Below are 23,092 nucleotides of genomic sequence, written 5' to 3' on the forward strand. Positions count from 1 at the left end.
GTGCGGGGGCGGTCATCGGGTGGCTCCGGCGAGGGCGGGAACGGGCGTGGGGGCGGCGGGTTCGAGGGTGTTGGGGTTGATGAGTCCGCGGGCCCACTGGTCGAGCCAGGTGCGTTCGTCGGCTTCGGCGAGGGCGTGCAGGCCGTCGGACCAGTCGGGGGTGTGGGCCATGGGCGGTCTCCGTTCGTGCGGTGTTGATCGCTGCAACGGTGCCGCAGAATCCGGCGGGTGTTCCCCTGGCTCAGGCTGACTGCTGATCTTTGGAGCGGTGGGTTCGCCAGGCAGAGGGTGTACCGCCCATCAGCCGACGCCAGTGGTAGCGGAACAGCGACTCACCGTGGAAGCCGGAGCGGCGTGCGACGGCCCTGATGGGCAAGTTGGTGGTCTCAAGAAGGTGCTTGGCAAGGTCTATGCGCCTGGCTATCAGCCACTCCAGGGGTGCGGAGCCTGTGACCGCGTGGAAGTGGCGCTGGAAGGTCTTCCGGCTGACGTGGGCACGGATGGCGAGGTCTTCGACGTTGAACTTCTGGTCGAGGTGGTCTTCTGTCCAGCGGATGGCTTCGATGACGCCCTGCCTGGAGCGGCTGGCCGGCTGGGGGTGTTCGGTCAATGCGTGCTCCGTGTCTTGTCAGGCGGCGTCGAAGGCTTTGCGGGGCATGGTGCCACCCGCCTTCTCGTGGCGGGCTCGGGCGATGGCGGCCTGGCGGGATGCGTCGTTGTCGCGGGCCTGGGCGGTCTCGAGGCGGTCGACCTCCCACACTGCGTCCCGGTGCTCGCTCTCGGGCTGCCGGTTGGCGCGGAGGGCGGCTATCTGCCGTTGGCGTGCTTCCTCGAGGTACGGGTTGACCGGAGGCGGTGCGGGACGGTTGTCGAGGGCGGCGGCGAGGGCCTGCCGGTAGCCGGTCGAGGCGGTCTCACGGGTCCGGACCGGCGCCGGCTGCTGGGGCTTCTCCGGTTCGGGAGCGCCCTCGCTGTGCGCCGGCGCGGCCGCTCCCGGGGCGAGGATCTTCAGCGCGCGGACGCTGCTGCCGGTAGGGGTCTGCTGGATGCGGGTGAGGATCTGCGGCTGGCGGAGGCGGAGCTGGGCGCCGTAGGCGTCGGAGGCGGGCCGCAGGTGGAGGGTGCCGGTGTCGTGCTCGAAGCGGACGGCGGCGACTTTGTCGGCGAGTTCGGGGGCGATCGAGGGCCACTGGTCGAGGATGCTGCCGCCGGTCTCGGGGGGCTGCCAGGCGCGTTCGGTCATCATGCGGGTGATGGCGGCGCCGAGTCCCATGGGGTCGCCGGGCCGGCGGCTGGAGCTGCTGGTGGTGGTGCGGCGTTTCCGCTGGGGTTGGGTGGGCCGGGTTTTGGCGTCGGCTCGGGCGGCGGCGAGGGCGGCGCGGGCGAGGTCGATCCCGGACGGCTGCTGGCTCATGCGGGGCTCCCGTTGAGGAAGGCGAGGATGTCGGCTTCGGCGTCCCACGTGTCGACGGCGCCGGTGGAGAGGTCGTCGAGGCCGCGGGCCTGGCACTGCTTCTGGTAGCGGGCGAGGCCCTGCCTGTTGGCGGCCATCACGTCGATTCGGGTGCTGATGCGGGCCTGGAAGGCGCCCTGGGCAGGGTTCTCCAGCTCGTACCGGTCGGCAGCAGCCTGTACGGCCTGGGCTTCCTGCTGCTGCTCCTGGACGGCGGCGAGACTGGCCTTGATGAACGCGACCGGGTTGGTGGGCTTCCACCGCATGCCGTGGCACCAGCCGTTGAGGTCGGCGGAGATCTCGTAGGCGTCCTTGCCGCGGTCGGTCCAGGCTCGGAGGACGAACTCCAGCTGCCGAAGGGGCGCTGCCTGCGTCCAGTTGACCATCGCCCGGACCAGGCGGGTCGTGTTGCCAGCCTTCTGGACATCAGCCGCGGTACGGCGTCGGCCGTTGATGCTGGTGCTCTGGTGGGGGATTCGCGGTTTCGGCTGCCGAGCCTGCGAGGTGTAGTTATAACCCTCTACTACCTGTACCTGACTCTCTTCTCTAAGCCAGGTAAGGGAAGGGGGCTCAAGGCCCTCGAGACCGGGGTTTTCCACAGGCGGGTTATCCACAGGCTCAGAGCGGGTCTGGGCGGGGATGACGGGGGTCTGCTGGTCGCGCTGGTCGATGACGATGCGGGCCTGGTAGCCGGCGCCGATGATGGTGTGGCCCATGGCGTGGTCGTAGGCGGCGGGGATGACGGCGGCGTAGATGGTGGCGGTGGCGGCGTAGCCCTTGAGCCCCATCGCGCGGCGGATGTTCACGCGGGTGCCGTGCTGGACCCAGGCGAGCGCGCCGAGCTCGCGGAGGTAGCCGACGTGCCGCTTGATGGAGGCGCGGGAGATGCCGAGCCGTGCGGCCATCTCATCGAGGCAGTAGCGGACGTGCCCCGTGTCGTAGTCCATGCGGGCTGCGAGGTCTTCGGTGATGCGGAGGGTGGTGTGGTTGGCCTTGGGGTGGAGGCCTGCGCTGATGAGCCAGGTGACGGCCTGGAGCCACTTCCTCGGCCCGCTGCGGCGGGAGGTGGTGTGGTCGATGTGCTGGCTCGCGGTGCCGTGCACGAGGGGGTGCGGGGGGCACTGGGTGTCGCCCGTGTGGGGGGATGTTCCTCGCGAAACGGGCGCCGGGGAAGCGCCAAGCTGACAAGAAGGGGTGCGCTGAGGCACTATGGTCTCCGTACTGCTGAGGTACGACGAAGGCCCGGTTGGGACTTCGGATGGTTCGGAGAGAACCTGTTGGACGCTCCGGGAGACCGGAGCCTTAGCTCGAAGCGCCAACTTCGAGCCGTGGAATGAAGGCCGCGCGCGGTGCGCCAACACCAGCGGCCAGGCGGTAGAGGATGAGCCCCCGCCAAGGGGCACAAGGACCTCCCGCCGCAGCGATCGCTACGTCACTTGATCTCCCTCAATGGGCGGGGTCTGGTCGATCCGCTTAACGATGTTGAAGCGGACCGGGTGCGGGAGACCGGAAGCCCCCGACAGCTCCGTGTCGAAGTACATGCCGTGCAGGAGTTCGGCCAGCATCCTCTCCACGTTGTGCGGGGCGTACCAGCCAGTGAGCTGGGCCTCGGACAGGCTCGTGCGCAGACGAACAGTGCGCGCCGTGAAGGTCAGCGAGGTGCCACGAGGGAAGAAGACTTGGATGCTGCGCTTCGCCCTCTCGGGCTCAAGGTGCCATGCCTGCCGCTGCGCGGGGATGCGAGGCTTCGGCCGGGGGCAAGAGACGGTGACTTCCCAGACGCGGGCGCTGGCCGCACCGCCCTGGGCGGTCATGCGACTGCGGGGGTAGTGGGGACAGGGCCCGGCTGCGTCGGCGGTGTGATCTTCACGCCGGATACGCACAAACTTCGGGGTGACCTGTCTGAGGGGGATAGACCCCGGGTACTCTTAGCCATCGTCGGCACCTTCAGTAGCTGGTTGAGTGTCGGCCCGGCCCCTGTACCGGATGTTGCGAGCATCCGGACCACTACGGGGGCCGTTCCTATTGTCTTGTGGTCAGCGACCGAACCTGACCGGTCGTCTGACGTGTACCACATGCTACCCGTTGAGCCTGCCATCTGTCCCAGCTCCTTCCCCCGTGTCCCTAATCCCACTTGTCACACCGCACATGACGGGCTATCAGTGCCCGTGCTCTGTCTCGCCGTCCGCCGGATGCGGCGGTGCCTCCGGAGCCACCAGACGTCGCGACCGCGCCACACTCCCGGCCATCGCATGGAAGCCCGCCTTCGCGAACACGCCCGCCAGGCGGTCCAACTGATCCCGGAACATGCGCGGCGCCGCCGACACCCGCCCCGCGTGGAAGCCGACCGCCAACGCCCGATCCCACACCGCCTGGATCAGCACCGGATCCGCGTCCGGCCACAAGTCCCGGGCCAGCTTGTCCGGACGGCCCACCGTCTCCAGCTGGGCGTTCGCGATCAGCCCCGCCAGGAACTCCCCCGACGACATGGCGCGGCCGCACAGCACCGCATCGTTGCGCATCGTCTCGAACCCCGCGTCATCGCCGGAGGCGGACGGGACAGGGGCAGGGGTCGTCTCGGTCATGCTGCGGCCTCCATCGGCTCAGAAGGGAAAAGATCACGCACATCGGCCAGGCCATCCAGCTCGGCCACATCCAGGTCCACCTGACCCGCCACCGACACAAACCGCGCCCGCAACGGCCGCCGCCGGAAACCCCGACCCACCCGACGCCCCGAACGCCGCCGGAACTCAGACCGCTTCGTCGGCCACAGCAACAGCTGCCCGCCAACCTCCAGCAGCACATCCTCCACACCCACCGGAACCGCCGGCACCGACCCGTCATCCGGCACCACCGTCACACCGTCCAGCAGGCCCCGCTCCCGGGCCGCCTCCAGCACCCGCATCCGCGACACCGACTTCGGCAACCCCAACAGCCGCGTCACCTGAGACCGCTGCCAGTTCGCCGTCCGCACATCCGGCAACCCCGCAGCCTCCGCCACCTCCACCGGCCGCCAGAACTGCGCCAAAGCCCGCAACAGGGCCCGCTTCTGCGGGGTCTGCAACAGCCGGTCCGGGGCCGCGACCAGCTCGTGCTGCCGCTTGATGAACGCCCGATGCCGCTCCAGAGCCGTCCTGCCGCCCCAGATACCGTCCGGTTCCGCCAGGCGCGGTGTGCCGGCCTCTCGGACGACGGAGTTCGCGTACGAGTCGCAGGCCACCATCACCGGGCAGTTCAGGCACACCTCCACTGCCGCCGCCTGCCGGGCCTCCCGCACCCGCTGCGGCTCCGACCCGTCCCGGTCATCCCCATGCCAGGCGTCCAGCGACAGCGACGTATTGCCCGCCGCACGGCCACGCTCCACCTGATCCTCCGCACACCCGCGGTACCTGTAGTGCGGGTGGTCCTCCCACGCCTGCCTCAAAGCACTCGAAGACGTCACAGCACTCCTCCCTCCGAAGACGGATCAATCCCGGACGGGGCCGACGCCCACGCCTCATCCACCACCGAGCCGGCAGCCACCACGACCGCCGACGCCGCCAACTCCGTGTCCAGGCGCCGTCGGAACCCATCCAGCTGCGCCCGCAGCGCCGCACCGTCCCGGTGCGCGCAGCCGGCCATCAGCTCCGCCGACACCGCCCGACACCTGAGCCGCGCCTCCCGACGCCGCACAGCAACCACGCCAAAGGCGGCGGCCGCCGCAGCAAGCGCCACGACGGCCGACACGCACAAACAAGCTCGAGCACCCAAAGCGCTCACCTCCAAGAACAGGGGAAGGAACGGACAGAACAGGAACAGGGATCAGGGGTGGTACAAGGAGTTCGTGCGGGCCGCGGCGATCTCCGCCGCCTCCCCCGCGTCCAGGGCCGCCTCATCCCGGGCGGCCTGTACCTCGTTCGGCAGCCGCCGCCAGGCGTCCATCTCCGCCTCCCACAGGCGGCGGTACGACGACGGCCGGCGCCGCTCACGACGCGCCTCCCACCACCAGCCAGCCGCCGACACCACCAGCAGGCCCAGCAGCCACCACACGGAAACAGGCATGACGAACCTCCAACCGGCAGCCGCCGGAACGGGATGGGTGAAGCAGACGCCCCAAGACGGGGACTTCAAGGAGGCGACGCCCCAGGTCAGATCAAGCAGACTTCGGCAGGGGCACCATGGCGTTCCTAGCGCCAACAGGCGTCACCGCGAGCGACGATCGCCTGGCCAGGCGCTGCCGCCGCTTGGCCGCACTATGCGCCGACCGGCACGGCCCGCAATACGGGATACCCAGCACGTAGTGCGCCTGGTAGCCCTCCTCCGTACCGCACCGGCCGGTCCAGTCCGGAAACGCATCGGGATCATCGATCGTGTCGTCATCCCACGCCCCCACCGGAGGCCAGCCCCGCTCAGCCGCATGCCTCCTGGCCCGGGTGACACCGGCAGCCGTCGCCCCAGCCTCTCCCGGATCGACCCGCCACAGAGCGTCGTACATCGCTCGAACCTGCAACACCCGGCCGACCAGGACGTGCTCCCGGTTCAGCATCATGCTGAAGTTCCCCGGCCGCATCGCTAGGTACTCAGCCAGATGCTGCTGAGGCCAGCCCATAGCAACCAGCGCCTGAACGCGGCGCCGCGTTCCCACAGGGCTCACCGGCGTGGAGGGCGCCAGGTTCTCCAGCACCGGCTCCACGGCCAGGACGGCGGCGGCCAGATCCGGCCGGACCCGCTCCTGCGGTCCACTGCCCCGATCCGACCGCCCAGACAGAATCGCCTGGAGGCTCCGTCGGGCCACGCCGGCCTGTGCCGCGATCGTGCGCAGGCCCATGGCGCAGGACTGGAGGTGGCGGAGGTGGATACGGACCGGTTCGGCGTCCACCCACGGCTGCCACGTGCCAGCCGTGATGGCCTTCGACCGGTTCTCGTCGTACTCGCTGCGGGCAAACCCGCAAATGTAGCAGCGGCATCCGTCCAAGCGGTAGCGGGCATAGCCGTGCTCCCGCTCGCCGGCCATCAGGCGGCGCTCCTCTCCGTGTCGCCGCCCTGCGCGGCCTTCCCCTTGCCCACCTCAGCGATCTGCGCCAGGTACTCCTCAACCGCGCCATCCGCCCGAGCCGCCTGCCAGATACGGCGCACCGTGGCCGCATCCGGCGCCTCGTGCGCCTCATGCAGGTAGTCCCGCCCCTGAGCCGCGGTCGGCTCCGCAACAGCCTCCGGGGAAGCGCTCGCAGCCTGCGGCTCCGGCTGCACCGGCGGGTCCTCCGGCTCCGGCGCCGGCGGCTCCACCGGCTTCCACTCCTGCGGCGGATGCGCAGCCGAGAAGTGCACCACCGGATCCGACGACCCGTTGTTGTACAGCGACAGACCGAACTGGTCCCCCAGGTTCACCGCACACCGCTTCAAGGCCTGCGACACCGCGGTCTTCATCGCCAGGTCGTGCGCATCACCGATGGACGGCTGGTTGATGGCGTCACCTGCGGCTGCGTCCTCGAAGTGCGTGATCTTCCGGCCGTCGGGGGTGTACAGCGTCAGACGAACCTGCGCTCGGTACACGATGGTCCACTTCGACCGTTCACCGTTCTTCGTCTCCCGCTCGGAGACCAGGTCCAGGCTGACGGTGTCGATGGAGAACCCGCCGAACCCGAAGACACGGATGAGCTGCCGTCGGACGTCCCACGCTTCGAGGTGGGCCATGCCGCGGAGCATGCGGACCCGGTTGGCGTGGATACCGCCGTGGAGCATCCGCAGCTGGTACGGGGAGAAACGTCCGGCCTGATTTTGGGTGTGCGAGGTGGGGCCCTCCGCCATCGTCCCGGCGGGGGCCTCAACGGCTTGCGCCATGAGGTCACTCCTATGAGGTTGTGCAGTGATGAGATACGGCAGGGTCCCGGCCCAGAAGTCGGCGTCCAGGCCGGCCACGCCCAGAAGTCCTACGCGGCGGGGTCTCCCAGCCGGTCCGTCAGAATCCGTCGGACGACCTTCCCCGGGTGCATCGGAAAGTCGACGTCCTGCGCCATCCGCGCCACCCACTCACGGAGGGAATCCAGCAGCTCGCCGTCCACACGGATCGACATGCCAGCCCTCTCGACCTCCCCGTTCGGACCCGACGCATACTGCGCCTTGTACGTGCCAGAAGCCGTCCGCGGACGCTCCGTAAACTCCGGAGACCACGAACCATCCAGCAGAGCCCGGATGCCGTCCTCCGCAACCTCCCGCAGCGTCACACCCTCCGACGCCGCACGAGACTCCAGATACTCAGCCAACGGCTTCGGCAAAGCCAGATACAGAACGTCCTCACCGACACCCGGCTGCTCCACACCGAGATCCCAGGCCAGATACGACACCGCGATCCGGGACTGGTTCACCCGGTACCCCAGCCGCTCCTGAAGCTCCACCGCCAGAGCCTGCACCTGATCGGCCAGCCCCTTATCGACCCGCACGTTCAGCGTCGCCAGCTCCGCATTCAGGTTCCGGGGCACCCGCGGCGGCGTCCACGTACCGTTCAACACGGCCTGGAAGCCCTCAGCGACCACCTGGCTCAGCGGCGTCTCGAACTCCTCCGACGCGGCCACCAGGGCGCCCTTCAGGTTCTTGTCGAGCGTCAGCGCCATGTTCTTCGTCGGGCCGCTCGAGCCGCCCGACGCCTGGAGACGCCTCCACCCACCCGGGCCGGCGACCAGCCGGACGTAATGCGCGGACTCCAGGTATGCCTCCCTGTCCTCCGAGGACAAGGTGCCGGACTCGCCCAACAGGCCGGCGGCCTGCTCCAGCTGGGCGGCGGCGGTCTCGAGGCGCTGGGAGGCAGCGGAACGGGGCACGAGGCGGTGTCCTCTCTTGGTGCTCCGCCCGAATCGGTAGGTGGGCGGACGCGTGGGGGCGTTGTTCACGCCAGTGTCCTCCAATCTGCGTTGCACCGCCACGTCTAAGGGGGTGGCAGGCGGGACGGCGTCCCGACAACCACTACAGTACATCACTACACGTTGCGCTGCAATGTGTATCGCGTTAGGGTGGATGCACCGCACCAACACGGGGAGCCCACAGTGAAGCTGACCGCACGCCAGACCCAGACCAAGACCCTCGCGGACCTCTACCGCAGCCTGGACCGTCAGCACGCCGTCACCATCACCTACCTCAAGCCCGGCGAAACCGAGCCCACCGTGCGAACCATCGAGATCATCGAACTCCGCACCACCAGCGTCCGCATCACCAAGACCGGCGAGATCCGCGGCGGCGGCATCGTCATCATCGCCATGTGCCGGCTCCGCGGCGAGCGCAGGGAATTCCACCTGGCGGGCGTGCTCTCCTACACCCAACACCGCATCAGCTACACCCTCCAGCACCCCGCCAACACCACCTACGCGCCCCCGCAGCACCAGCCCACCGACGACGTCCAGGCCCTCTTCTTCTACGAGCTGGCCCGCGACAAGGACGACGCCGACTACCGGCCCCGCGTTCGCCTCGCCGCCTAGGAACGACGAAGGCCACCAACCCCGGTACGGGGGAGGTGGCCTAGTCACACGAAGTGCGTGACGGCAGTCTACAAAATCAAGTCCCCAAGCACCACCCCCCTTCGCTGAACTGGGAGAACGTAACTGTGTCGAGATTCGCCGTCAGATGCGGATGCGGCCGATCCATGCACCTCGACGGACGCTCAGGACGCAACGCCTTTCGCTGCGGCTGCGGAGCACGCATCCGTATCGACGAACTGCGAGCCGCCAGCCGGCGCTGCACATTCGGAGAATGCCGCACCCTCGCCACGACCAAGGAACCCTTGCAGTTCTGCCCCGAGCACCAGGACGAAGCAGCCAGCCTCCTCGCCCAGATTGCCGCACCAGCAAAATTCCAAGAGCTGGAAGACGCGCTACAGCGCAGCCCGATCACCCTGTACCGCCGATACGGCTACGCCCTCACCCCGATCCCGCAGAACATGCAGCACGCCCCGCTCGTCTACTTCGCCCGTCGGGAACGCCTCATAAAGATCGGATGGACGACCGACCTGAAGAAGCGCATGAAGGCCCTGGTGACGCGGTCCCTCGCCACCGAACCCGGGGACATCGTCCGCGAACGGCAGCTGCACCGCCGCTTCAAGCACCTCCTAGCCGAAAGGCGGGAGTGGTTCCACCCCGGTCCGGACCTCATCGCCTACATCAACGAGCTGCGTGCAGCCGCTGGCGAGGGACCGATCGCCGCCGAGAGCCCACACTGGCCGCATGGTCAGTAGACGGCAGGAGACGCTGCTCATCGACCCCGGCGGCCGCGCCCGTATCTGGTGCCGGACCTGCGGCCGGGAACTTTCTGACGAGACCTCGCGCAGCCGGCGCCTCGGCCCGGAATGCGATCCCGAGCCGCGCCACGGCTACGGCCGGTACGACGTCGACCAGGAGCCGATACCCGGCCTGTAGGCGATCCCTCGTCAGGAGTCCTCGCCGTTGTCGTCGTCTCGGCGTACACCGTAGTTGCGGTCCCAGGCGCGTCCGGCGGCCAGGGCAACCAGTCCCACGGCAGGGCCGACTTCCAGGGCCTTGGCCATGACCTCGTCGGCCGTGTCGTTGGAGAACGACAGCGTCATCAGGGCCAGCAGGACGACGGTTCCGACGAACAGGACGAACGACTGACGGCGCACCTCAATCGGTAGGTACTGGACGTCGCCGCCGGCGAACTCGCGGGCAGTCTCCTCCAGCTCGGCGACCAGGTCGTCCGGTACGGCGTCCTCGTCGGCGGACAGATATGCGCTCTCCGCGGCGGCCACGGTGGCTGTCCGCTGTTCGTCGCTCAGCGCGCGCCACGCGTCTACGTCGTGCAGGAGACGGTTCAGGCCGGTGGTGTCGAAGCCGGCTGCTGCACGGGCCGCTGCCTGGAGGAGGGGGGACTGCCACCGGGCGGACTGGTACTGGGTGCGGTAGCTGTCGAGCCAGGACTGAACCACCTGGTGGGCCTGGTTGTTGCGGGCTTCCTGCGCCGGCACGAGTACGTCTCGTACGTAGCGGTCCCAGGTGGTCTGCAACCGGGTCATCGGCGTGATGGCTATGCGCATCTGCTCGAAGCGTGCCTGTTGGTCCCGGGCCATGGCCTCCCGGATCCGGTCCAGGGTGGGCTGCATCGCGCGGGCGAAGGCCTCACTGGGAACGGGCAGGTCTTCGTCGCCTGTGGTCGTCATGGTCGTCAGCCTTCCACAGGGCGGGCGAGCCGAGGGAAGGTCTCCCCAAATCCCCCGTAGCGTGATCCGTACAGCCCCGGCCCTGCCCGGCCGGCCCCCCTCCAACCACCATCCTGATCTTTCAGTAAAACCTCGGGACACCCCAGCTCAGGAGCCCCGTTGTGGTGCACGGCGCGGAACCAGCCGCCCCTCGCCCACACGACCTCCCCCAGTGGGTGGTGGGTCCGAGGTTTTACCCAATATCTTGATCACGGGTGTGGGGCGGGCACAATGAACGGCATGGACCCGCGCACGCTCCTCGACACCTGGCTCGACACCGCAACCCACCTGCGGTCCTCCAGTCGCATCGAGTACCAGCGCGAAGTCGACCGCTGGCTCACCTGGTGCGCCATGCAGCGCCCGCCGGTCGACCCCTACCGGTGCGGCATCGAGGACTTCGCCGCCTGGACCGGCACCCTCCTCACCCGACAGTTGGACGGACGGCCCTTCGACGGACCCGACGCCCTCGCCCACGTCGCCGAACACCACCCCGCCGCCGCACTCACCCACGACCGCAGGATCACCGCCCTCACCCAGTACTACGAAGCTGCCAAGGACCGCGGCGCCATCCGCCTCACCCCCGACCTCACCATGCTCCGCAGCGGCGTCGACCGCGACGCCAGCCCACCCCGCCGCCTCACCCCCATGGAACGCGCCGTCCTCCTCACCTGCATCGGCATGTGGGGCCCCGACCGCGCCCGCTACTACCGCCGAGACCGATTGATCGCCTACCTCCTCCTCGAAGGCCTGCGGCCGGCCGAAGTCTCCCGCGTCGACATGCGACACCTCTACGACCTCGGCACCGGCGTATGGGAAGTCCGAGCCCCCGACTACGAATACGAAGCCGTCGGCAAGAAACACGTCCTCGAACCCCTCACGGTGGCCGCGCTGGTCGAGTACCTCCCCCACCGCATCCGCCCCGCCGACGACGTCCACAACCTGATCACCGTGCAGGGCGGCCGGCCCCTCGACTCCGGATACCCCAACATGATCATCCGGCAGATGGCCGCCACCCACACCCTCCTCGCCCAACGCACCCCACCCGTCACCGCGGACACCGTCGCCCACACCGGGTTCTGGGACACGCCGCCGCCGTCGTGAACCGAGCGGGCTCTGGCATCTAGATCCGATCGAGAGCAGCGTGGTCCTGCTGCCACATGGCGCGGGCCCGGTCCACGATGTCCGCCGGCGTCTGACCGTCCGGGGCTTCCAGTAGTCCAGCGCCGACGAGCGTGTAGACGAGGGCCTCGGCTCGGCGGATGCTCTTGCCCCGCCAGGAGCTGTAGTCAGGGAACCGAGTGGGCAGCTTGCCGGTTGCGCGGATCACCACGCGATCCAGTGTCCCGAATGATGAGGGCCCAGTCTCCAGGACGTAGCCCAGGACGGCGGCAGCAGTGCCTGCGGGTAGGCCCAGGTCGCGGTCGGCGCTGGATGCGATGTCCCGCCCGAACAGGTCGTCCAGGGCTTCCGGGTCGAGGGTGGAGAGCAGTCCGGCCATCGGTGCGGTGAGCATCTTCTGGCGGCCGATGTCTCGCAGGAGCGTGAGTGCGTCTCGGTGCAGTTCTTCGGGGAGGTCGAAGGGGGCGTGTGCGGCGGTAGTGAAGGCCAGGTAGTCCGACATGCGCATGCGGTCGTACGGCGGATCCATGCGCGCCAGGGTCTTGAAGAGGTTCGGGCGCACCCTGCCGACGAAGTGCAGTGCTTCTTGGACTTCGGGGTCGCTGGAGACCCAGGCAATGAAGTTGGCGGGGTCCAGGGAGATGCCGGCCCGGTCTGCCAGCGACGCCCATGGGCTGACGGCCACCACGCACCACGGGGCCAGTGCGACAAGTCGCGCTGCGTCGTCCGGTGTCGCGGTCCTGGTCGTGATGACCCCTCCGACAAGGTCTTTGATGGTCTCCGCAGTGTCGTCGTCGGCCACGTTCCACAGGCGGGGCCAGCCCGGCAGCACACGGTCCGAGAGGGCGGAAGACAGTCGGTTTTGCACGTCGAGCAGGCGTACCTCCATTTCGATGACCTCCATGTCGATCGGTCCGTTGGCCGTCGACTCTCTGCGGGCGTCGATGTCCTCCTGTGCCTGCCACAGGTTCGGCAGGCCTGCCCACAGCCCTTCCGGTAGCTCAACGGCGGGCAGGGTCCCCGGCGCGAGCGGCCCTCCAACTACTGAGCGCGTCTGGTGTGCGACGTGCTCCCAGGCGGCCCGGTAGCGCTCCTTGCGAGCGTCCTCCTCGCGGCGACGGATCACCTTGCGGGCCTCACCAGTGGCCGCCTCGTTGAGCAGCTGCTCTCCGTTCAGCAGTCTCCGTGTGATCTCCTCCCGTTCGACGGCGAGCAGGTCTGCGGCGGGGATGGCGTCGCGGATCGACGCGATGGAGGGTTGCAAGCCCGCTGCTGCCAGTTCCGTTACCCAGGGGCCCACCTTGCGGGACGGGTTGTTGAGGTGGCCTGCCAGGCGTACGGGCAGTGGTTTGGTGGTCTGGCCTATGTACCGGGTACGGCCATCGCGCGGGTCGATGAGCTCGTACAGGGTGCCAGTCAGGGTTGGCGCGTTCATTCGGTGGCCTCTTCGGTCTGGGCGTTGATGCGGAGCATGGACAGGGCGGCGGCGCGGTGGGCGGAGTCGGCTCGCTTGCCGGCGCGACGCAGACCGACCTTGCGGTAGCGGTCCACCATCTCGTCGCTGGTCCAGTCGCCGGTGACGTCCTTGATCTCGGCTGCGCTGTAGCCGGCGGCGCCGAGGTCGGTGGGGACGCCGGCGCGGAGGCCGTGGGCGGTGATGGCGTCGGCGACGTCGACCTGGGCGGTCTTGGCGATCGTCTTTACGAGGTTGTTGATGGCCTGCCGAGTGAGTCCCTGACCCCCCTTGTTGGCCGGTCCGAGGTTGCCCCACATGTCGACGCTGCGCAGGAGGGGCAAGGACGGTGAAGCCTGGCCGGCGGTCTTCAGGGACGCCAGCCAGTCGCGGAGCGCGGCGAGGGTGTCGGGGTCGTCGACCTCGTACTCCCGGCCGTCACTGCTTTTGTCGTTCTTGCTGACGCGCTTGGTGATGACGATCAGCTGGGCGGAGACGAACTCGAGGTCGCCGATGCGCAGGGCTGCGAGCTCGGAGGCACGGGCGCGGATGTAGTAGCCCAGGAGCAGCAGGACTCGGTTGCGCTGCCCGGCGAGCGTTCCGGGGGAGCAGACGGCCAGCATCTGCCGGAGGCGTTCGAGGTCGACGGGTGCGGAGGACTTCTGCCCCTTGCCGGAGGCGGCCCAGGCGTAGCGGTGGTCCTGGTAGATCTTCAGGGCGGCCGCGGTGTCCGGGGTGTCCTCGTGGCCGGCGCGGGCGTTCATGTGGCGGACGGAGGTGATGGCCAGGCGGAGGGTGCCGGGCGGGGTGTCCTTGCGGCGGAGGTGCGAGACGTAGGACGTCAGGTTCGTGGAGGTGGTTGGCGGTCCGGGGATGCGGCTGTTGGCGGCGCACCAGCGGGCGAACGCCTTCCACTGGTCCCTGTAAGTCTGGCGGGTATTCTCGCGGCCGCTGTTGGCGAGGTCTTCGGCTGCTTCGGCGGTGAGGGTGTCGTTGACGTCGACCACTTCGGGGACGGCGGGGAGCCGGTCCTCGGTTGTGACGATCTCGGCGTCGTAGACGGGTTCGATTTCGGATCCGGGCACTAGCACTTTCCTTAAGTGGAGTTATGGAAAGTGATACCAGAGATCTTCGAGCGTGTTCCCCTGGCAAGGGACCACTCGTTACGTAAAGGAGGATAGAGGCTTGACGAATGAGACCCCGCGCGGGATGCTCGTCTCGTAAGCCTGATATCTACTCACGTCCGTTGTACGGAAGGCGACATGCGGATCACCGTCACGATCGACCAGCCCACCGGAGAGTTCCAAGAACGCCTCCTCGCCCTTCTCTCGGAGTACGCCGCCGATGTGGAGGAGGACAACCACTGGACCATCCCCCGCGCCGAGAGCTACTACCTCTCCCTGCCGCTCAGGGCGCGCCGAATCCTGGAGGAGGCGGTCACCCGCGACGGGTACGTGCCCGCCGAGGAGTTGCGCGACAGTGAGAACTCCAGCCTGCGCGGTCACAGCGCCGCACTGAAGACGGCACTCCAACGGGGAGCGACCCTCGGACGGTGGCCGGCCGGGATGCAGGCGCCGATCGAGCCGCAGGGGCCCGGGTTCGGAAAGGTCGTCGGTTATCGGATGCCGGACAACCTCGTGCAGACCTTCTACACCGCCATCAAGAACGCCAAGAAGTGAGGACACCGACATGACCGTGAGGAAGCCGTCGAAGCCGTGGCGGGTGACCGTCACCGGCCCGGACGTGGAGGCAACGTCCTCGTTCACCAGCGAGGCCAAGACCTTCGCGTTCGTCCGCGCCAGCCTCGGCGGCGACAGCCCGGCCACCGCTGCGAAGGTGGAGCAGTGGGAGGGCGGCCTGTGGCGGTGGTTCGAGACCGTGACCGCCGAAGAGATCCGCGCGGCCCAAGCCGCCACCGAGAAATGAGGAGCCGACCATGGGGAAGTACCACAAGGCCGGGGACCAGGTCCGCGTCCTGGAAGGCCCGGAGTCGGGGCAGACGCTGACCGTGTCGTCCGTCCGCATGTTCGCCACGGACAACGGCTACTACCTGAAGGGCGGCAGCGGCCTCTACTCGCCTCACCAGGTCGAGCTGGCCGCTGAACGCATCACAGGGAACCCGTGCGGGGCCGCCTGCGTGGAGCGGAAGCACGACCTTATCGGCGTCTGCGATCACTGCCGGGGCGAATGCCGGTGCTGGCTGGACCGCGAGATGGCTGTCGTGCGCGCAGCCGCCGCCGACCGCGCCACCGACAAGTGAGGACACCGACCCATGGGACTTGATCTTCGCGTAGGACGCGAAGAAGGCCGCCTCCCCAACGACCCGTGGCCATCCTGGTCATACCTCGGCTTCGGGCAGTTCCGGAGGCGGCTGGCCCAGCACATCGGCGTCGACCTGGACCAGATGCACGGGTTCGGTGGCGACGGCGACTGGACCACGGTGCCCAGCCCGCTCCGACACCTCCTGGACCACAGCGACTGCGATGGCGAACTGACCCCACAGCAGGCATCCGAACTGGCACCCGCCCTACAGCGGGCGCTGCAAGAGATTGGGTGTGGAGTCGAACCCGGTGACGACCCCGGGTGGGACTATGACCAGAAGACTGGTGCGGAACTGGTGCAGCTTCTGGAGCTGTGCGCCCGCGAGAGTGTCCCGGTGGAATTCTGCTGATCGAGACGTGATGGCGCCCCGGCCTGAGGTAAGCAGGCCGGGGCGTCGTCATGCAGGCTACTGGTCGACGGTGAGAACCGGACAACTCGGTGAGCCGCAGGCTAGAGGTACCTGGAAATACCTCGCGGATACTCGCGGCTGCTTGCGGAATCTTGCCGAGTTCCCGTTAATTCCCGTGACTGCCCGGTCGTGACCTGCGGCAGTTCTCTCCAAGCAGGTGCACGGCGCGTTTTGCAGACCCTCCGCACGCGAGCACGTGGTCTTCCTCTACCGTCTCCTCATCCACCGCATCGCGCGACGAACGGAAGGAGACAGCCATGCCCAAACTGACCTCAAGATCGGAGTGTTCCACGTCGTGCGAGGAAAATGTGTCAGTCCTCACACGCGGGTGGGCGGGTCGGTGGAAGGCTCCGGGCTGCTATGGCGTTCTGTCGGCTTCTGTAGTCGCCTGTGCTCATCTGCCCTACTGGATCAGTGACAGACCGTCAAGACGCCCGTCCCCAGGGCCTTCGCGCTGTGATGTGTTCTCGCAATATCACAGCCCGCCGGTAGGCTAGTTCACGCAGAAGGAGCCCATCCCCGACGCGAAGTTTCTCAGGCCCAGTGTCGGGAGGGCTCCCTGCGCGATGTCCCACCAGCCAGAGCAGAGAAAGGCAGGGAAAGAACACCGTGAAGCAGCGTAACAAGAACGGACAGGAGGTGGACACCCGACGGGCCGGGATAGTCCGCTACCTGCGGGAATGGCCACGCCGCCATGGACGTCTTGTCCACGATCACATGGTCCGGGGCGTGTCGTACGGCGTCGGGAGCGGCGCCGTAAGCCTCCTGATCATGTGGTGGCAGAGCCGCCACTGACCGCGAAAAGAGCCTCGATGGCCCCCGCCGTGGCGGGGGCCATCGTCGTTCGGAGAGCTCCCGCCGACGGGGAAGCGGTCTCATTCATCCTCTGCATCAGGGAGTTGGAATCTCCGTGCGGTGGAAGTTCTGCCAGGACCGGGATGCGGTCGGCCCGCGCTGCCCCTGATACCGGGACCCGCGCACCGCGCTGCCGTACGGATGCTCTGCCGCCGACGTGAGCTGGAAGAAGCAGATCTGCCCGATCTTCATGCCTGAGGCGCTGCCCCGAGTTCCCGCTTCCTCTTCCTCACCCAGTCGTGCACTGCCTCAATGAGAACGTCTGAGCGGTCCCGTCCATCTGACTTGGCCAACTTGTCCAGCTCCTGGCGGAGCGCGACGGGCGGCCGGAACGAGATCGCCGGCGTCTGCCCGGTTGCGGGCCTGCCTGCCATGTCTCCTCCATCGGTTGCTGTCATACAGAAACTAGCACCCACCTGCCGAACTTCATAGACAACCTCGTGTCGCCAAGCTATTCTTGTCATACAGAAATGGCCAGCGAACAGGGGTACTCGTGACGAAGATCGACCTGGAAGGTCAGAGATTCACCCGTCTCCTCGTTCTCGGCGAGGCAGGACGAAGCGGCAGGAAGGTTGCCTGGCTCTGCCAGTGCGACTGCGGGAAGACCACGAGAGTAATCGGCACCCTGCTCAGGCAGGGAGTCACGAGGTCGTGTGGCTGCCTGAAAGGGCAGCACAGCGCAACCCACCGCATGACGCGCACCCCGCTGTACCGCACGTGGCGGAACATGCTGAACCGAGTGACCAACCCGAACGTCAAGGCCTACCCCTATTACGGAGGGCGCGGCATCACCGTCTGCGAGCGGTGGCTGAGGTTCGAGAACTTCTACGCCGACATGGGCCCCACCTACCGAGAGGATCTGTCCCTCGACAGGATCGACACCAACGGCAACTACGAGCCCGGTAACTGCCGGTGGGTGACGATGGATGAGCAGGCCCGGAACAAGCGCAGCAACGTCCGACTGACCTTCCACGGCCACACTCTGATCATGAGCGAGTGGGCGGAGAGGATAGGGATTCCCTACTCACGGTTGGCCTACCGGGTGTCCAAGGGATGGCCGCACGAGCGAGCCCTGACGGAGAACATCGACCCTGAACGTGTTGCTGCGGCCCTGATAGAACTCGAACAGAAGACAGACGAGAAGTGAGGACAAGACCATGCCGATCAGCCTGACTTACCAGGTGAAGTGCGACGTCTGCTGGGGCGTCATGGACGGCGAGTACGACACCCGTGAGGAAGCGGAGCAAGCCCGCAAGGACCTCGGTTGGGAAGACGACAGCAACCGGACGGCCTGCCCCGAGCACAACACCCGGAACCGTGCCGCCCAGAGGCTGCGTGAGGCGCACGAGGAGGACCAGGAACGCGCGCTGGAGATTTTCCGAACCCTCCCTGACGACGAAGGCAACTCGATCGCCTGACCAGTAGCACAGCGGCGCCCCGGACAGGTCTAGTGTCCGGGGCGCCGCCGCGTCTGAACGTTACCTGGGCAGCCTGGTGCGTTGAAAGTCCAGGTGGGAGCGTGAGGCCGTAGGGCCGCGCTGCCCCTGGTATCGGGATCGGAGCCCCTTCGTACCGTAGGGCGACTCGGCAGGCGAAGTCATCTGGAAGACGCAGATCTGCCCGATCTTCATGCCCGGCCACAGCTTGATTGGTAGCTGCGCCAGGTTCGCAAGCTCCAGCGTGACGTGGCCCTCGAACCCGGGGTCGATGAACCCGGCCGTCGAATGCACGACCAGGCCCAGCCGCCCGAGCGACGACTTGCCCTCCAGCTTCCCCGCCAGATGCCGAGGCAGCCGCACCCGCTCGAAGGTCGACCCGAGGACGAACTCCCCCGGATGCAGCACGAACGGCTCGTCGTCGCTCACGTCGACCAGGCGGGACAGGGCGTCCTGCTGGACGGCGGGGTCGATGCAGGAGGCGCGGTGGCTCTCGAAGACCCGGAACTGGGTGTCGAGGCGGACGTCGATGCTGGCCGGCTGAAGCATCGCCTCATCGAACGGCGTGACACCGAGCTGGCCGCGGGCTATCGCGTCGTGGAGGTCTCTGTCGGAGAGGAGCACACGGTGAGGCTATGGCCGACCGCGCTACACCTTCCCCGCGAGGGCTGCCGCCCGCCGTTCCTCGAGGGCCTGCGTACACAGCACGCACAGCGGGTTCCCGCCCAGCCCGTACCGGTGGCACGGATGCTGGCAGCTACGACACGGCCCCACCTGCGACGGCGCACAGACAGGGGTCGGCGGGACGGGTCTGTCGGAGACGGTGCTGCTCATGCCGCCATCGTACGACCGTGCGGAGGGAACACCCGGGCGCGGCCCCGGGACACTGGGGGTACCGCCCTTCCCCCAGATCGGAGCCTTTCCCCATGGCCGAGCCCGCCCCTGCCCTCGAGCCCGTCTTCCGCGACGACGTCACCGTCCAGCTGGTCAAGCAGAGTGCCGACGACGCCCACGTCCTCTGGTCCGCCCGCGTCTCCACCCAGGGCGAGCAATCCCTCGAGCAGATCGGCGCCGACCCGGCCCGATCCAAGGGGCTCATCAACTACCTGATGCGGGACAGGCACGGCTCTCCGTTCGAGGCGACGTCGATGACGTTCTTCATCAGCGCCCCGATCTTCGTCTTCCGGGAGTTCATGCGTCACCGCGTTGGCTGGTCGTACAACGAGGAGTCCGGCCGCTACAAGGAGCTGGAGCCCGTCTTCTACGTCCCCGGTCCGGACCGGAACCTGGTACAGGTGGGGAAGGCCGGCCACTACCGGTTCGAGCCCGGTACTGCGGCGCAGCACGCTCTGGTCGACGAGGTGATGGTCGACGCGTACCGGCACGCGTACGACGCCTATCGGCGGATGCTCGCCGCCGGCATCGCGCGGGAGGTTGCCCGATCGGTGCTGCCGGTCGGCCTGTTCTCCTCCTGCTACGCCACCTGCAACGCGAGGTCGCTGATGCACTTCCTCGGCCTGCGCACCACCCATCCCGCCGCCGCGATCAAGTCCAGCCCGCAGCGGGAGATCGAGATGGTGGCGGAGAAGATGGAGGCGGCGTGGGCGGAGCTGATGCCCCTCACCCACGCCGCGTTCAACGCCAACGGCCGCATTGCCCCCTGACCTCGGTCGCACACCAGTTCAGGCAGTCGGCGGGCCTGACTGGTCCTGCACGGTGTCGTGCAGGGCTCCACGGTGCTGGGCGCGTACGACCATGGTGATCCGCTGCATCACCAGGAACGCGATGACCACCAGGAGCAGAGTGCGGATCGTGCGGAGCACCATGGCCGGCGCTCCGTGGTCCCAGACCGTGATGGCGACCGTGTACGCGCCGAGCGCCCCGATCGCCAGGGTGAACGTCATGATGTGCACGCCGACCGGCGTGGACCGCCAGGGCGCGAACCGGTGGTAGACGACGCCGAAGACGAGGCTGCACAGGGCGACCAGGCTCGAGGCTGCAAGGTTGGCGAGCTGCGCGCAGTCCATTAGCGGGGGCCTCCCTCAAAGGCTTGGCGGAAGATCTCCGCGAAGTGGTTTCTCTCCCGCTCGTTCGCCAGCCGCGCGGCAATCCGCGCGACGGCAGGACGGTGGGCTTCCACCGCCCGGCGGGCTTCCCGAGCACGGGACAGCGCTGATTCGGCTTCCCGCTGCCCGTGCGTCTTGCCAGACTCTTCCGGGCGCTGCGGGGCGGGCTCAGGACGGCGGCGCAGCAACCGTCGGATCCATCGCATCCCCGGGCACCTCCCCTCGTATCGCACGCAGAACGTGATCGGCGACTCGGGACAGTTCCAGGAGTTCACCGACTTGGTTCTGAGCTTGGATTCGTGCGGCTTCGCTCTCCCGGTGGGCTGCCCTCCACGCGTCTCGCTCCGACGCGATCTCGGCGACCCGGGCGTCCCGGTCTTTGCGTACGTCCTCGAGGACTGCGCGTGAGACCAGGTTGCCGCGGAGGATGAGCAGCACGATGAGGGTGACGATTGCCCCGGCCCCGCCCGGCAGTAGGACGTTGACGGCCGACAGGTCATTCACCTCTGCTGCTCCTTGTAGTTGTGGGGTCCGCGGGCGTCGCTGCCAGTCGACGCCACGCGCACCAGGTGGGCATGGTCAGGCGGCGCTGCGCACGGAACTGCGAGCGCCGACGTCCTGCGCCTTGCCGGACACTCCGGTCGGCTTCCACAGGCCGAAGTGCGCCAGGACACCCGTGGCGAACGAGACGGCCCACAGGACCAGCGCGGAACCGACCTGGTAGCCGTCGCCGGCGTTGGCCAGCTCCACGAGGAAGCCGTTGGCGGCGGTCAGGGCGAGGAGGAGGACTGCCTTGGTGCCGGGGTGGGTGACGCGGGTGGTGACGAGGCCGACGAGGACGGGCAGGACGACGCTGATCGCGAGGCCGAGCCAGTACGCGCCGTCGAGGGTGGGCTGCATGACGGTTCCTTAGGTGGTGGGGTCGGTTGGTGCAGGTCAGAGCGGCCAGATGTGGGCCTTGATCTCGGCTCGCTTGATGGTGATCGGGTCGTCGCCGTAGTGGATGACCTGGATCTTGGCGCGGTGGTCGGCGCCGACAACGCCGACGATCGGCATCCAGCCGAGGGTGTCGCCGCTGGTGCCGACCAGCTCCGAGGCGGGGAAGTGCTTGACCGTGGGCCCGCCGCCGTCCTCGTCCTCCACGACGCGGGCTTGGACCTCGTTGCCGCGGGCCACGCCGTCGGCCTGGAGGTAGAGGGCACCGTTGTAGTGGGCGTTGTGGGCGAAGGTCTGCCCGCCCGCGTAGTGGTCGTCGTCCTGGTCGGCCCATTCGGCGTCGAAAGCCAGCGCCTTCCACACGCCGGGCTCCAGGGTGAACGGCTTGGTCATGCCGAGCGACAGGTAGCGGGGCATGTCGGACTCCTCCTCGGTCTGGATGGGTGCTGACTGGGACGTGCTGGGGCGGGGCGCCCCCTTCTGCACCCAGGCGTAGAGCGGGCCGCCGGGGCAGGCGGTGGCGTAGCCGTCGCGGTGGCCCTTGATCTCGTTGCCGGCGCCGTTGGCGCGGAGCAGTTCGATGCCGTCGCGGATCGCGGAGAGCATGGCGTCGGTGGGCTGGGTGAGGCCTTCGGAGCCGACGAGGCCGACGATGGCGTAGTGGCCCTGGTTGAGGGTCTGGTTGCCGTTGGCGCCGGTCCGCTTGCGCAGGCCGCGACCTTCGAGGAGGTAGCCGTGGGGGCAGGCGGCGTAGTTGTAGGCGACGTCCGAGTAGTTCTCGGTCTTGTTCGCCAGGTGGGAGGCGCGGATGGCCTTCCACTCGGCGATGCACGCATTGTGGTCGCTGAGGAGCTTGGTGCTGACGGGGGCGCCCTCGTAGTGGACCTTGACGCCCTTGGTGCTGGTCTGGCTGGGCGCGGCCGAGGCGGGCCAGCCGAGCTGTGCCCGTGTTACGAGCTTCATTGTCAGGTCTCCTTGGGAAGGGGGGTGACACGCGGGACCTTGAGGCGGTCCCAGGCGATCTCGTCGGGGATGCCGGACACGTCGCCGGCGCCCTTGGGGCGGAGCTCCTGCTGGAAGGAGGCCCATGCGGCTGCGTGTGCGTTCGTCCAGTCCGGTCCGAGGCGCTTGCCGTGCGGGTTGTGGCCTTCGGCGGTGAGGCGGGCGCCTGCGGCGGTGAAGATGGGGCTGTAGCGGCCGCCGTGGAAGAACGCTGCCCCGGGGTAGGGCTCGTACTGGTTGCCGCTGTCGACGGTCACTGGGGGTTCAGCGACGGGTGCCGGGACGGATTCCGGCCGGGCGGGGGCGGTGTCCTTGGTACGGGCAGCCGTCTGCTCGCCGTCGTGCTTGGGGTCGGGCATCGGCCCGTGCTCCTAGACTCCCCGCGCCCAGGTGGAAGGGTGTTCGGGCCGCTGCTGTGCGGCCGTCCCTCGGTGGGTGGCGCTGAGGGGCGGAGGGTCGCCCTGTGTTCAGGCTACGGCCTGTGATGCCGGGGGTTGCCCCCGCTCACTGGGTGGGCTCTGCCGGGCTTTCGCTGCTGTTGACGGGCTGCTCGGTGGGGGTTTCGGGGGCGGGTTCTTCGCTGGGCGGCTGCTCGCCTTCACTGCCGCCCGGCTCTCCCTCACCGGGGTCGCCTTCTCCCGGGTCTTCGTCGGTGGGGGCGGTGACGACGGCGAGGAGGTTGACGTCCTGCCCGGTGCACGTTGCGCACAGGTCGACGGAGACGAAGCCCTGACGGCCGGGGTGCCAGACGCGGCCGGTGACGGCCGGGGGGACGTCCTGGGGGATGTGGTTCAGGCAGTTGTCGCAGAAGTTCGTGGCGATCTGTGTGGTGCAGGTGGGGCAGGGGTCGTAGCGGGTTGCCATGG

33 protein-coding genes and 1 pseudogene are annotated in these 23,092 nt (G+C 68.2%); 11 read left to right on the forward strand and 23 right to left on the reverse strand.

All coding sequences use genetic code 11. The annotated features are described in order from the left end of the window. Positions 1–12: 12 nt before the first annotated feature. The 12 genes from DMH12_RS39080 to DMH12_RS15305 form a co-directional block, all read right to left on the reverse strand. Positions 13–171, reverse strand: a complete 159-nt coding sequence (locus DMH12_RS39080; protein WP_185832329.1) for a hypothetical protein — start codon at positions 169–171, stop codon at positions 13–15. 70 nt (positions 172–241) lie between these two features. Next, positions 242–610 carry a helix-turn-helix domain-containing protein gene (locus DMH12_RS15255; RefSeq protein WP_125492114.1) on the reverse strand — a complete coding sequence of 123 codons (369 nt, stop codon included), beginning with the start codon at positions 608–610 and terminating at the stop codon, positions 242–244. A gap of 18 nt (positions 611–628) precedes the next feature. Continuing rightward, the gene (locus tag DMH12_RS15260) at positions 629–1,414 is read right to left on the reverse strand and encodes a DciA family protein (protein ID WP_125492115.1); all 786 of its coding nucleotides are present in this window, start codon (positions 1,412–1,414) and stop codon (positions 629–631) included. Beyond that, on the reverse strand, positions 1,411–2,556 hold the full coding sequence (locus tag DMH12_RS15265) for a cell wall protein (protein WP_125492116.1): 1,146 nt from the start codon (positions 2,554–2,556) through the stop codon (positions 1,411–1,413). Before DMH12_RS15265 ends, DMH12_RS15260 begins: the two co-directional genes overlap by 4 nt. 324 nt (positions 2,557–2,880) lie before the next feature. After that, positions 2,881–3,267 carry a hypothetical protein gene (locus DMH12_RS15270; protein ID WP_125492117.1) on the reverse strand — a complete coding sequence of 129 codons (387 nt, stop codon included), beginning with the start codon at positions 3,265–3,267 and terminating at the stop codon, positions 2,881–2,883. A 345-nt stretch (positions 3,268–3,612) separates the two neighbouring features. Beyond that, the gene (locus DMH12_RS15275; RefSeq protein ID WP_125492118.1) at positions 3,613–4,038 is read right to left on the reverse strand and encodes a hypothetical protein; all 426 of its coding nucleotides are present in this window, start codon (positions 4,036–4,038) and stop codon (positions 3,613–3,615) included. Then, positions 4,035–4,817 carry a WhiB family transcriptional regulator gene (locus DMH12_RS15280; protein ID WP_185832330.1) on the reverse strand — a complete coding sequence of 261 codons (783 nt, stop codon included), beginning with the start codon at positions 4,815–4,817 and terminating at the stop codon, positions 4,035–4,037. The genes DMH12_RS15275 and DMH12_RS15280 overlap by 4 nt, the downstream gene beginning before the upstream one ends. A gap of 74 nt (positions 4,818–4,891) precedes the next feature. Beyond that, a complete protein-coding gene (locus DMH12_RS15285) occupies positions 4,892–5,179 on the reverse strand; it encodes a hypothetical protein (protein ID WP_125492120.1) in 288 nt (95 codons plus the stop codon). 75 nt (positions 5,180–5,254) lie between these two features. Continuing rightward, positions 5,255–5,494, reverse strand: coding sequence for a hypothetical protein (locus tag DMH12_RS15290; protein ID WP_125492121.1), 240 nt, complete (start codon positions 5,492–5,494; stop codon positions 5,255–5,257). 91 nt (positions 5,495–5,585) lie between these two features. Next, positions 5,586–6,446 (reverse strand): hypothetical protein, encoded by an 861-nt coding sequence (locus DMH12_RS15295; protein ID WP_125492122.1) that lies wholly within the window; start codon positions 6,444–6,446, stop codon positions 5,586–5,588. Further along, the gene (locus DMH12_RS15300; RefSeq protein ID WP_125492123.1) at positions 6,446–7,351 is read right to left on the reverse strand and encodes a Rad52/Rad22 family DNA repair protein; all 906 of its coding nucleotides are present in this window, start codon (positions 7,349–7,351) and stop codon (positions 6,446–6,448) included. Before DMH12_RS15300 ends, DMH12_RS15295 begins: the two co-directional genes overlap by 1 nt. An 11-nt stretch (positions 7,352–7,362) precedes the next feature. Next, positions 7,363–8,250 carry a hypothetical protein gene (locus tag DMH12_RS15305; protein WP_125492124.1) on the reverse strand — a complete coding sequence of 296 codons (888 nt, stop codon included), beginning with the start codon at positions 8,248–8,250 and terminating at the stop codon, positions 7,363–7,365. A 222-nt stretch (positions 8,251–8,472) separates the two neighbouring features. Here DMH12_RS15305 and DMH12_RS15310 point away from each other — a divergent pair, with 222 nt between their 5' ends. From DMH12_RS15310 to DMH12_RS15320, 3 genes are all read left to right on the forward strand, one after another. Beyond that, positions 8,473–8,901 (forward strand): hypothetical protein, encoded by a 429-nt coding sequence (locus tag DMH12_RS15310; RefSeq protein WP_125492125.1) that lies wholly within the window; start codon positions 8,473–8,475, stop codon positions 8,899–8,901. 164 nt (positions 8,902–9,065) lie between these two features. Further along, positions 9,066–9,653, forward strand: coding sequence for a GIY-YIG nuclease family protein (locus tag DMH12_RS15315; protein ID WP_125492126.1), 588 nt, complete (start codon positions 9,066–9,068; stop codon positions 9,651–9,653). Next, positions 9,643–9,834 carry a DUF6011 domain-containing protein gene (locus DMH12_RS15320; RefSeq protein WP_125492127.1) on the forward strand — a complete coding sequence of 64 codons (192 nt, stop codon included), beginning with the start codon at positions 9,643–9,645 and terminating at the stop codon, positions 9,832–9,834. The genes DMH12_RS15315 and DMH12_RS15320 overlap by 11 nt, the downstream gene beginning before the upstream one ends. Positions 9,835–9,845: 11 nt before the next feature. Here DMH12_RS15320 and DMH12_RS15325 read toward each other — a convergent pair whose 3' ends face one another. Further along, positions 9,846–10,589 (reverse strand): hypothetical protein, encoded by a 744-nt coding sequence (locus DMH12_RS15325; protein WP_125492128.1) that lies wholly within the window; start codon positions 10,587–10,589, stop codon positions 9,846–9,848. Between the two features lie 279 nt (positions 10,590–10,868). Here DMH12_RS15325 and DMH12_RS15330 point away from each other — a divergent pair, with 279 nt between their 5' ends. Beyond that, complete coding sequence (locus DMH12_RS15330; RefSeq protein ID WP_125492129.1) at positions 10,869–11,729, forward strand: hypothetical protein; 861 nt, start codon at positions 10,869–10,871, stop codon at positions 11,727–11,729. A 19-nt stretch (positions 11,730–11,748) separates the two neighbouring features. Here the strand turns inward: DMH12_RS15330 and DMH12_RS15335 are convergent, their stop codons facing one another. Both DMH12_RS15335 and DMH12_RS15340 read right to left on the reverse strand, forming a co-directional pair. Further along, a complete protein-coding gene (locus DMH12_RS15335) occupies positions 11,749–13,182 on the reverse strand; it encodes a hypothetical protein (RefSeq protein ID WP_125492130.1) in 1,434 nt (477 codons plus the stop codon). Further along, positions 13,179–14,285, reverse strand: a complete 1,107-nt coding sequence (locus DMH12_RS15340; protein WP_125492131.1) for a tyrosine-type recombinase/integrase — start codon at positions 14,283–14,285, stop codon at positions 13,179–13,181. The genes DMH12_RS15335 and DMH12_RS15340 overlap by 4 nt, the downstream gene beginning before the upstream one ends. Before the next feature lie 177 nt (positions 14,286–14,462). On the opposite strand from DMH12_RS15340, the gene DMH12_RS15345 reads away from it, so the two are divergent. Genes DMH12_RS15345 through DMH12_RS15360 form a run of 4 tightly spaced genes read left to right on the forward strand, consistent with a single transcriptional unit; the run spans position 14,463 to position 15,871 of the window. Then, the gene (locus DMH12_RS15345) at positions 14,463–14,879 is read left to right on the forward strand and encodes a hypothetical protein (RefSeq protein ID WP_125492132.1); all 417 of its coding nucleotides are present in this window, start codon (positions 14,463–14,465) and stop codon (positions 14,877–14,879) included. A gap of 10 nt (positions 14,880–14,889) precedes the next feature. Then, positions 14,890–15,126 carry a hypothetical protein gene (locus DMH12_RS15350; protein ID WP_125492133.1) on the forward strand — a complete coding sequence of 79 codons (237 nt, stop codon included), beginning with the start codon at positions 14,890–14,892 and terminating at the stop codon, positions 15,124–15,126. 10 nt (positions 15,127–15,136) lie between these two features. Next, positions 15,137–15,460, forward strand: coding sequence for a hypothetical protein (locus DMH12_RS15355; protein ID WP_125492134.1), 324 nt, complete (start codon positions 15,137–15,139; stop codon positions 15,458–15,460). Positions 15,461–15,472: 12 nt separating this feature from the next. Next, positions 15,473–15,871 (forward strand): hypothetical protein, encoded by a 399-nt coding sequence (locus tag DMH12_RS15360; protein WP_125492135.1) that lies wholly within the window; start codon positions 15,473–15,475, stop codon positions 15,869–15,871. A gap of 951 nt (positions 15,872–16,822) precedes the next feature. On the opposite strand, the pseudogene DMH12_RS15365 reads toward DMH12_RS15360, so the two are convergent. Further along, positions 16,823–16,981 (reverse strand): annotated as a pseudogene (locus DMH12_RS15365) (dCTP deaminase); the annotation flags it as partial. A gap of 298 nt (positions 16,982–17,279) precedes the next feature. Here DMH12_RS15365 and DMH12_RS15375 point away from each other — a divergent pair. Beyond that, positions 17,280–17,933: a hypothetical protein gene (locus DMH12_RS15375; RefSeq protein WP_125492137.1), complete on the forward strand. Its 654-nt coding sequence runs from the start codon at positions 17,280–17,282 to the stop codon at positions 17,931–17,933. A 10-nt stretch (positions 17,934–17,943) separates the two neighbouring features. Further along, positions 17,944–18,204: a hypothetical protein gene (locus DMH12_RS15380; protein WP_125492138.1), complete on the forward strand. Its 261-nt coding sequence runs from the start codon at positions 17,944–17,946 to the stop codon at positions 18,202–18,204. Positions 18,205–18,264: 60 nt separating this feature from the next. On the opposite strand, the gene dcd is transcribed toward DMH12_RS15380, so the two are convergent. Next, positions 18,265–18,846 carry a dCTP deaminase gene (dcd, locus tag DMH12_RS15385; protein WP_125492139.1) on the reverse strand — a complete coding sequence of 194 codons (582 nt, stop codon included), beginning with the start codon at positions 18,844–18,846 and terminating at the stop codon, positions 18,265–18,267. 302 nt (positions 18,847–19,148) lie between these two features. On the opposite strand from dcd, the gene thyX reads away from it, so the two are divergent. Then, complete coding sequence (thyX, locus tag DMH12_RS15395) at positions 19,149–19,886, forward strand: FAD-dependent thymidylate synthase (protein ID WP_125492141.1); 738 nt, start codon at positions 19,149–19,151, stop codon at positions 19,884–19,886. Positions 19,887–19,904: 18 nt separating this feature from the next. Here thyX and DMH12_RS15400 read toward each other — a convergent pair whose 3' ends face one another. The 6 genes from DMH12_RS15400 to DMH12_RS15425 all read right to left on the reverse strand — a co-directional run bounded on the left by DMH12_RS15400 (position 19,905) and on the right by DMH12_RS15425 (position 23,090). Next, positions 19,905–20,249 (reverse strand): hypothetical protein, encoded by a 345-nt coding sequence (locus tag DMH12_RS15400; RefSeq protein ID WP_125492142.1) that lies wholly within the window; start codon positions 20,247–20,249, stop codon positions 19,905–19,907. 207 nt (positions 20,250–20,456) lie between these two features. Next, positions 20,457–20,792, reverse strand: coding sequence for a hypothetical protein (locus DMH12_RS15405; RefSeq protein WP_125492143.1), 336 nt, complete (start codon positions 20,790–20,792; stop codon positions 20,457–20,459). 75 nt (positions 20,793–20,867) lie between these two features. Next, positions 20,868–21,188 (reverse strand): hypothetical protein, encoded by a 321-nt coding sequence (locus DMH12_RS15410; protein ID WP_125492144.1) that lies wholly within the window; start codon positions 21,186–21,188, stop codon positions 20,868–20,870. 36 nt (positions 21,189–21,224) lie between these two features. After that, positions 21,225–22,187: a peptidoglycan recognition family protein gene (locus DMH12_RS39780; RefSeq protein WP_260474218.1), complete on the reverse strand. Its 963-nt coding sequence runs from the start codon at positions 22,185–22,187 to the stop codon at positions 21,225–21,227. Between the two features lie 2 nt (positions 22,188–22,189). Beyond that, positions 22,190–22,585, reverse strand: coding sequence for a hypothetical protein (locus DMH12_RS15420; protein ID WP_125492145.1), 396 nt, complete (start codon positions 22,583–22,585; stop codon positions 22,190–22,192). A 145-nt stretch (positions 22,586–22,730) separates the two neighbouring features. Then, complete coding sequence (locus DMH12_RS15425) at positions 22,731–23,090, reverse strand: hypothetical protein (protein WP_125492146.1); 360 nt, start codon at positions 23,088–23,090, stop codon at positions 22,731–22,733. Between the last annotated feature and the right edge of the window lie 2 nt (positions 23,091–23,092).

Source organism: Streptomyces sp. WAC 04229 (assembly GCF_003947455.1).
Lineage (GTDB): Bacteria > Actinomycetota > Actinomycetes > Streptomycetales > Streptomycetaceae > Streptomyces.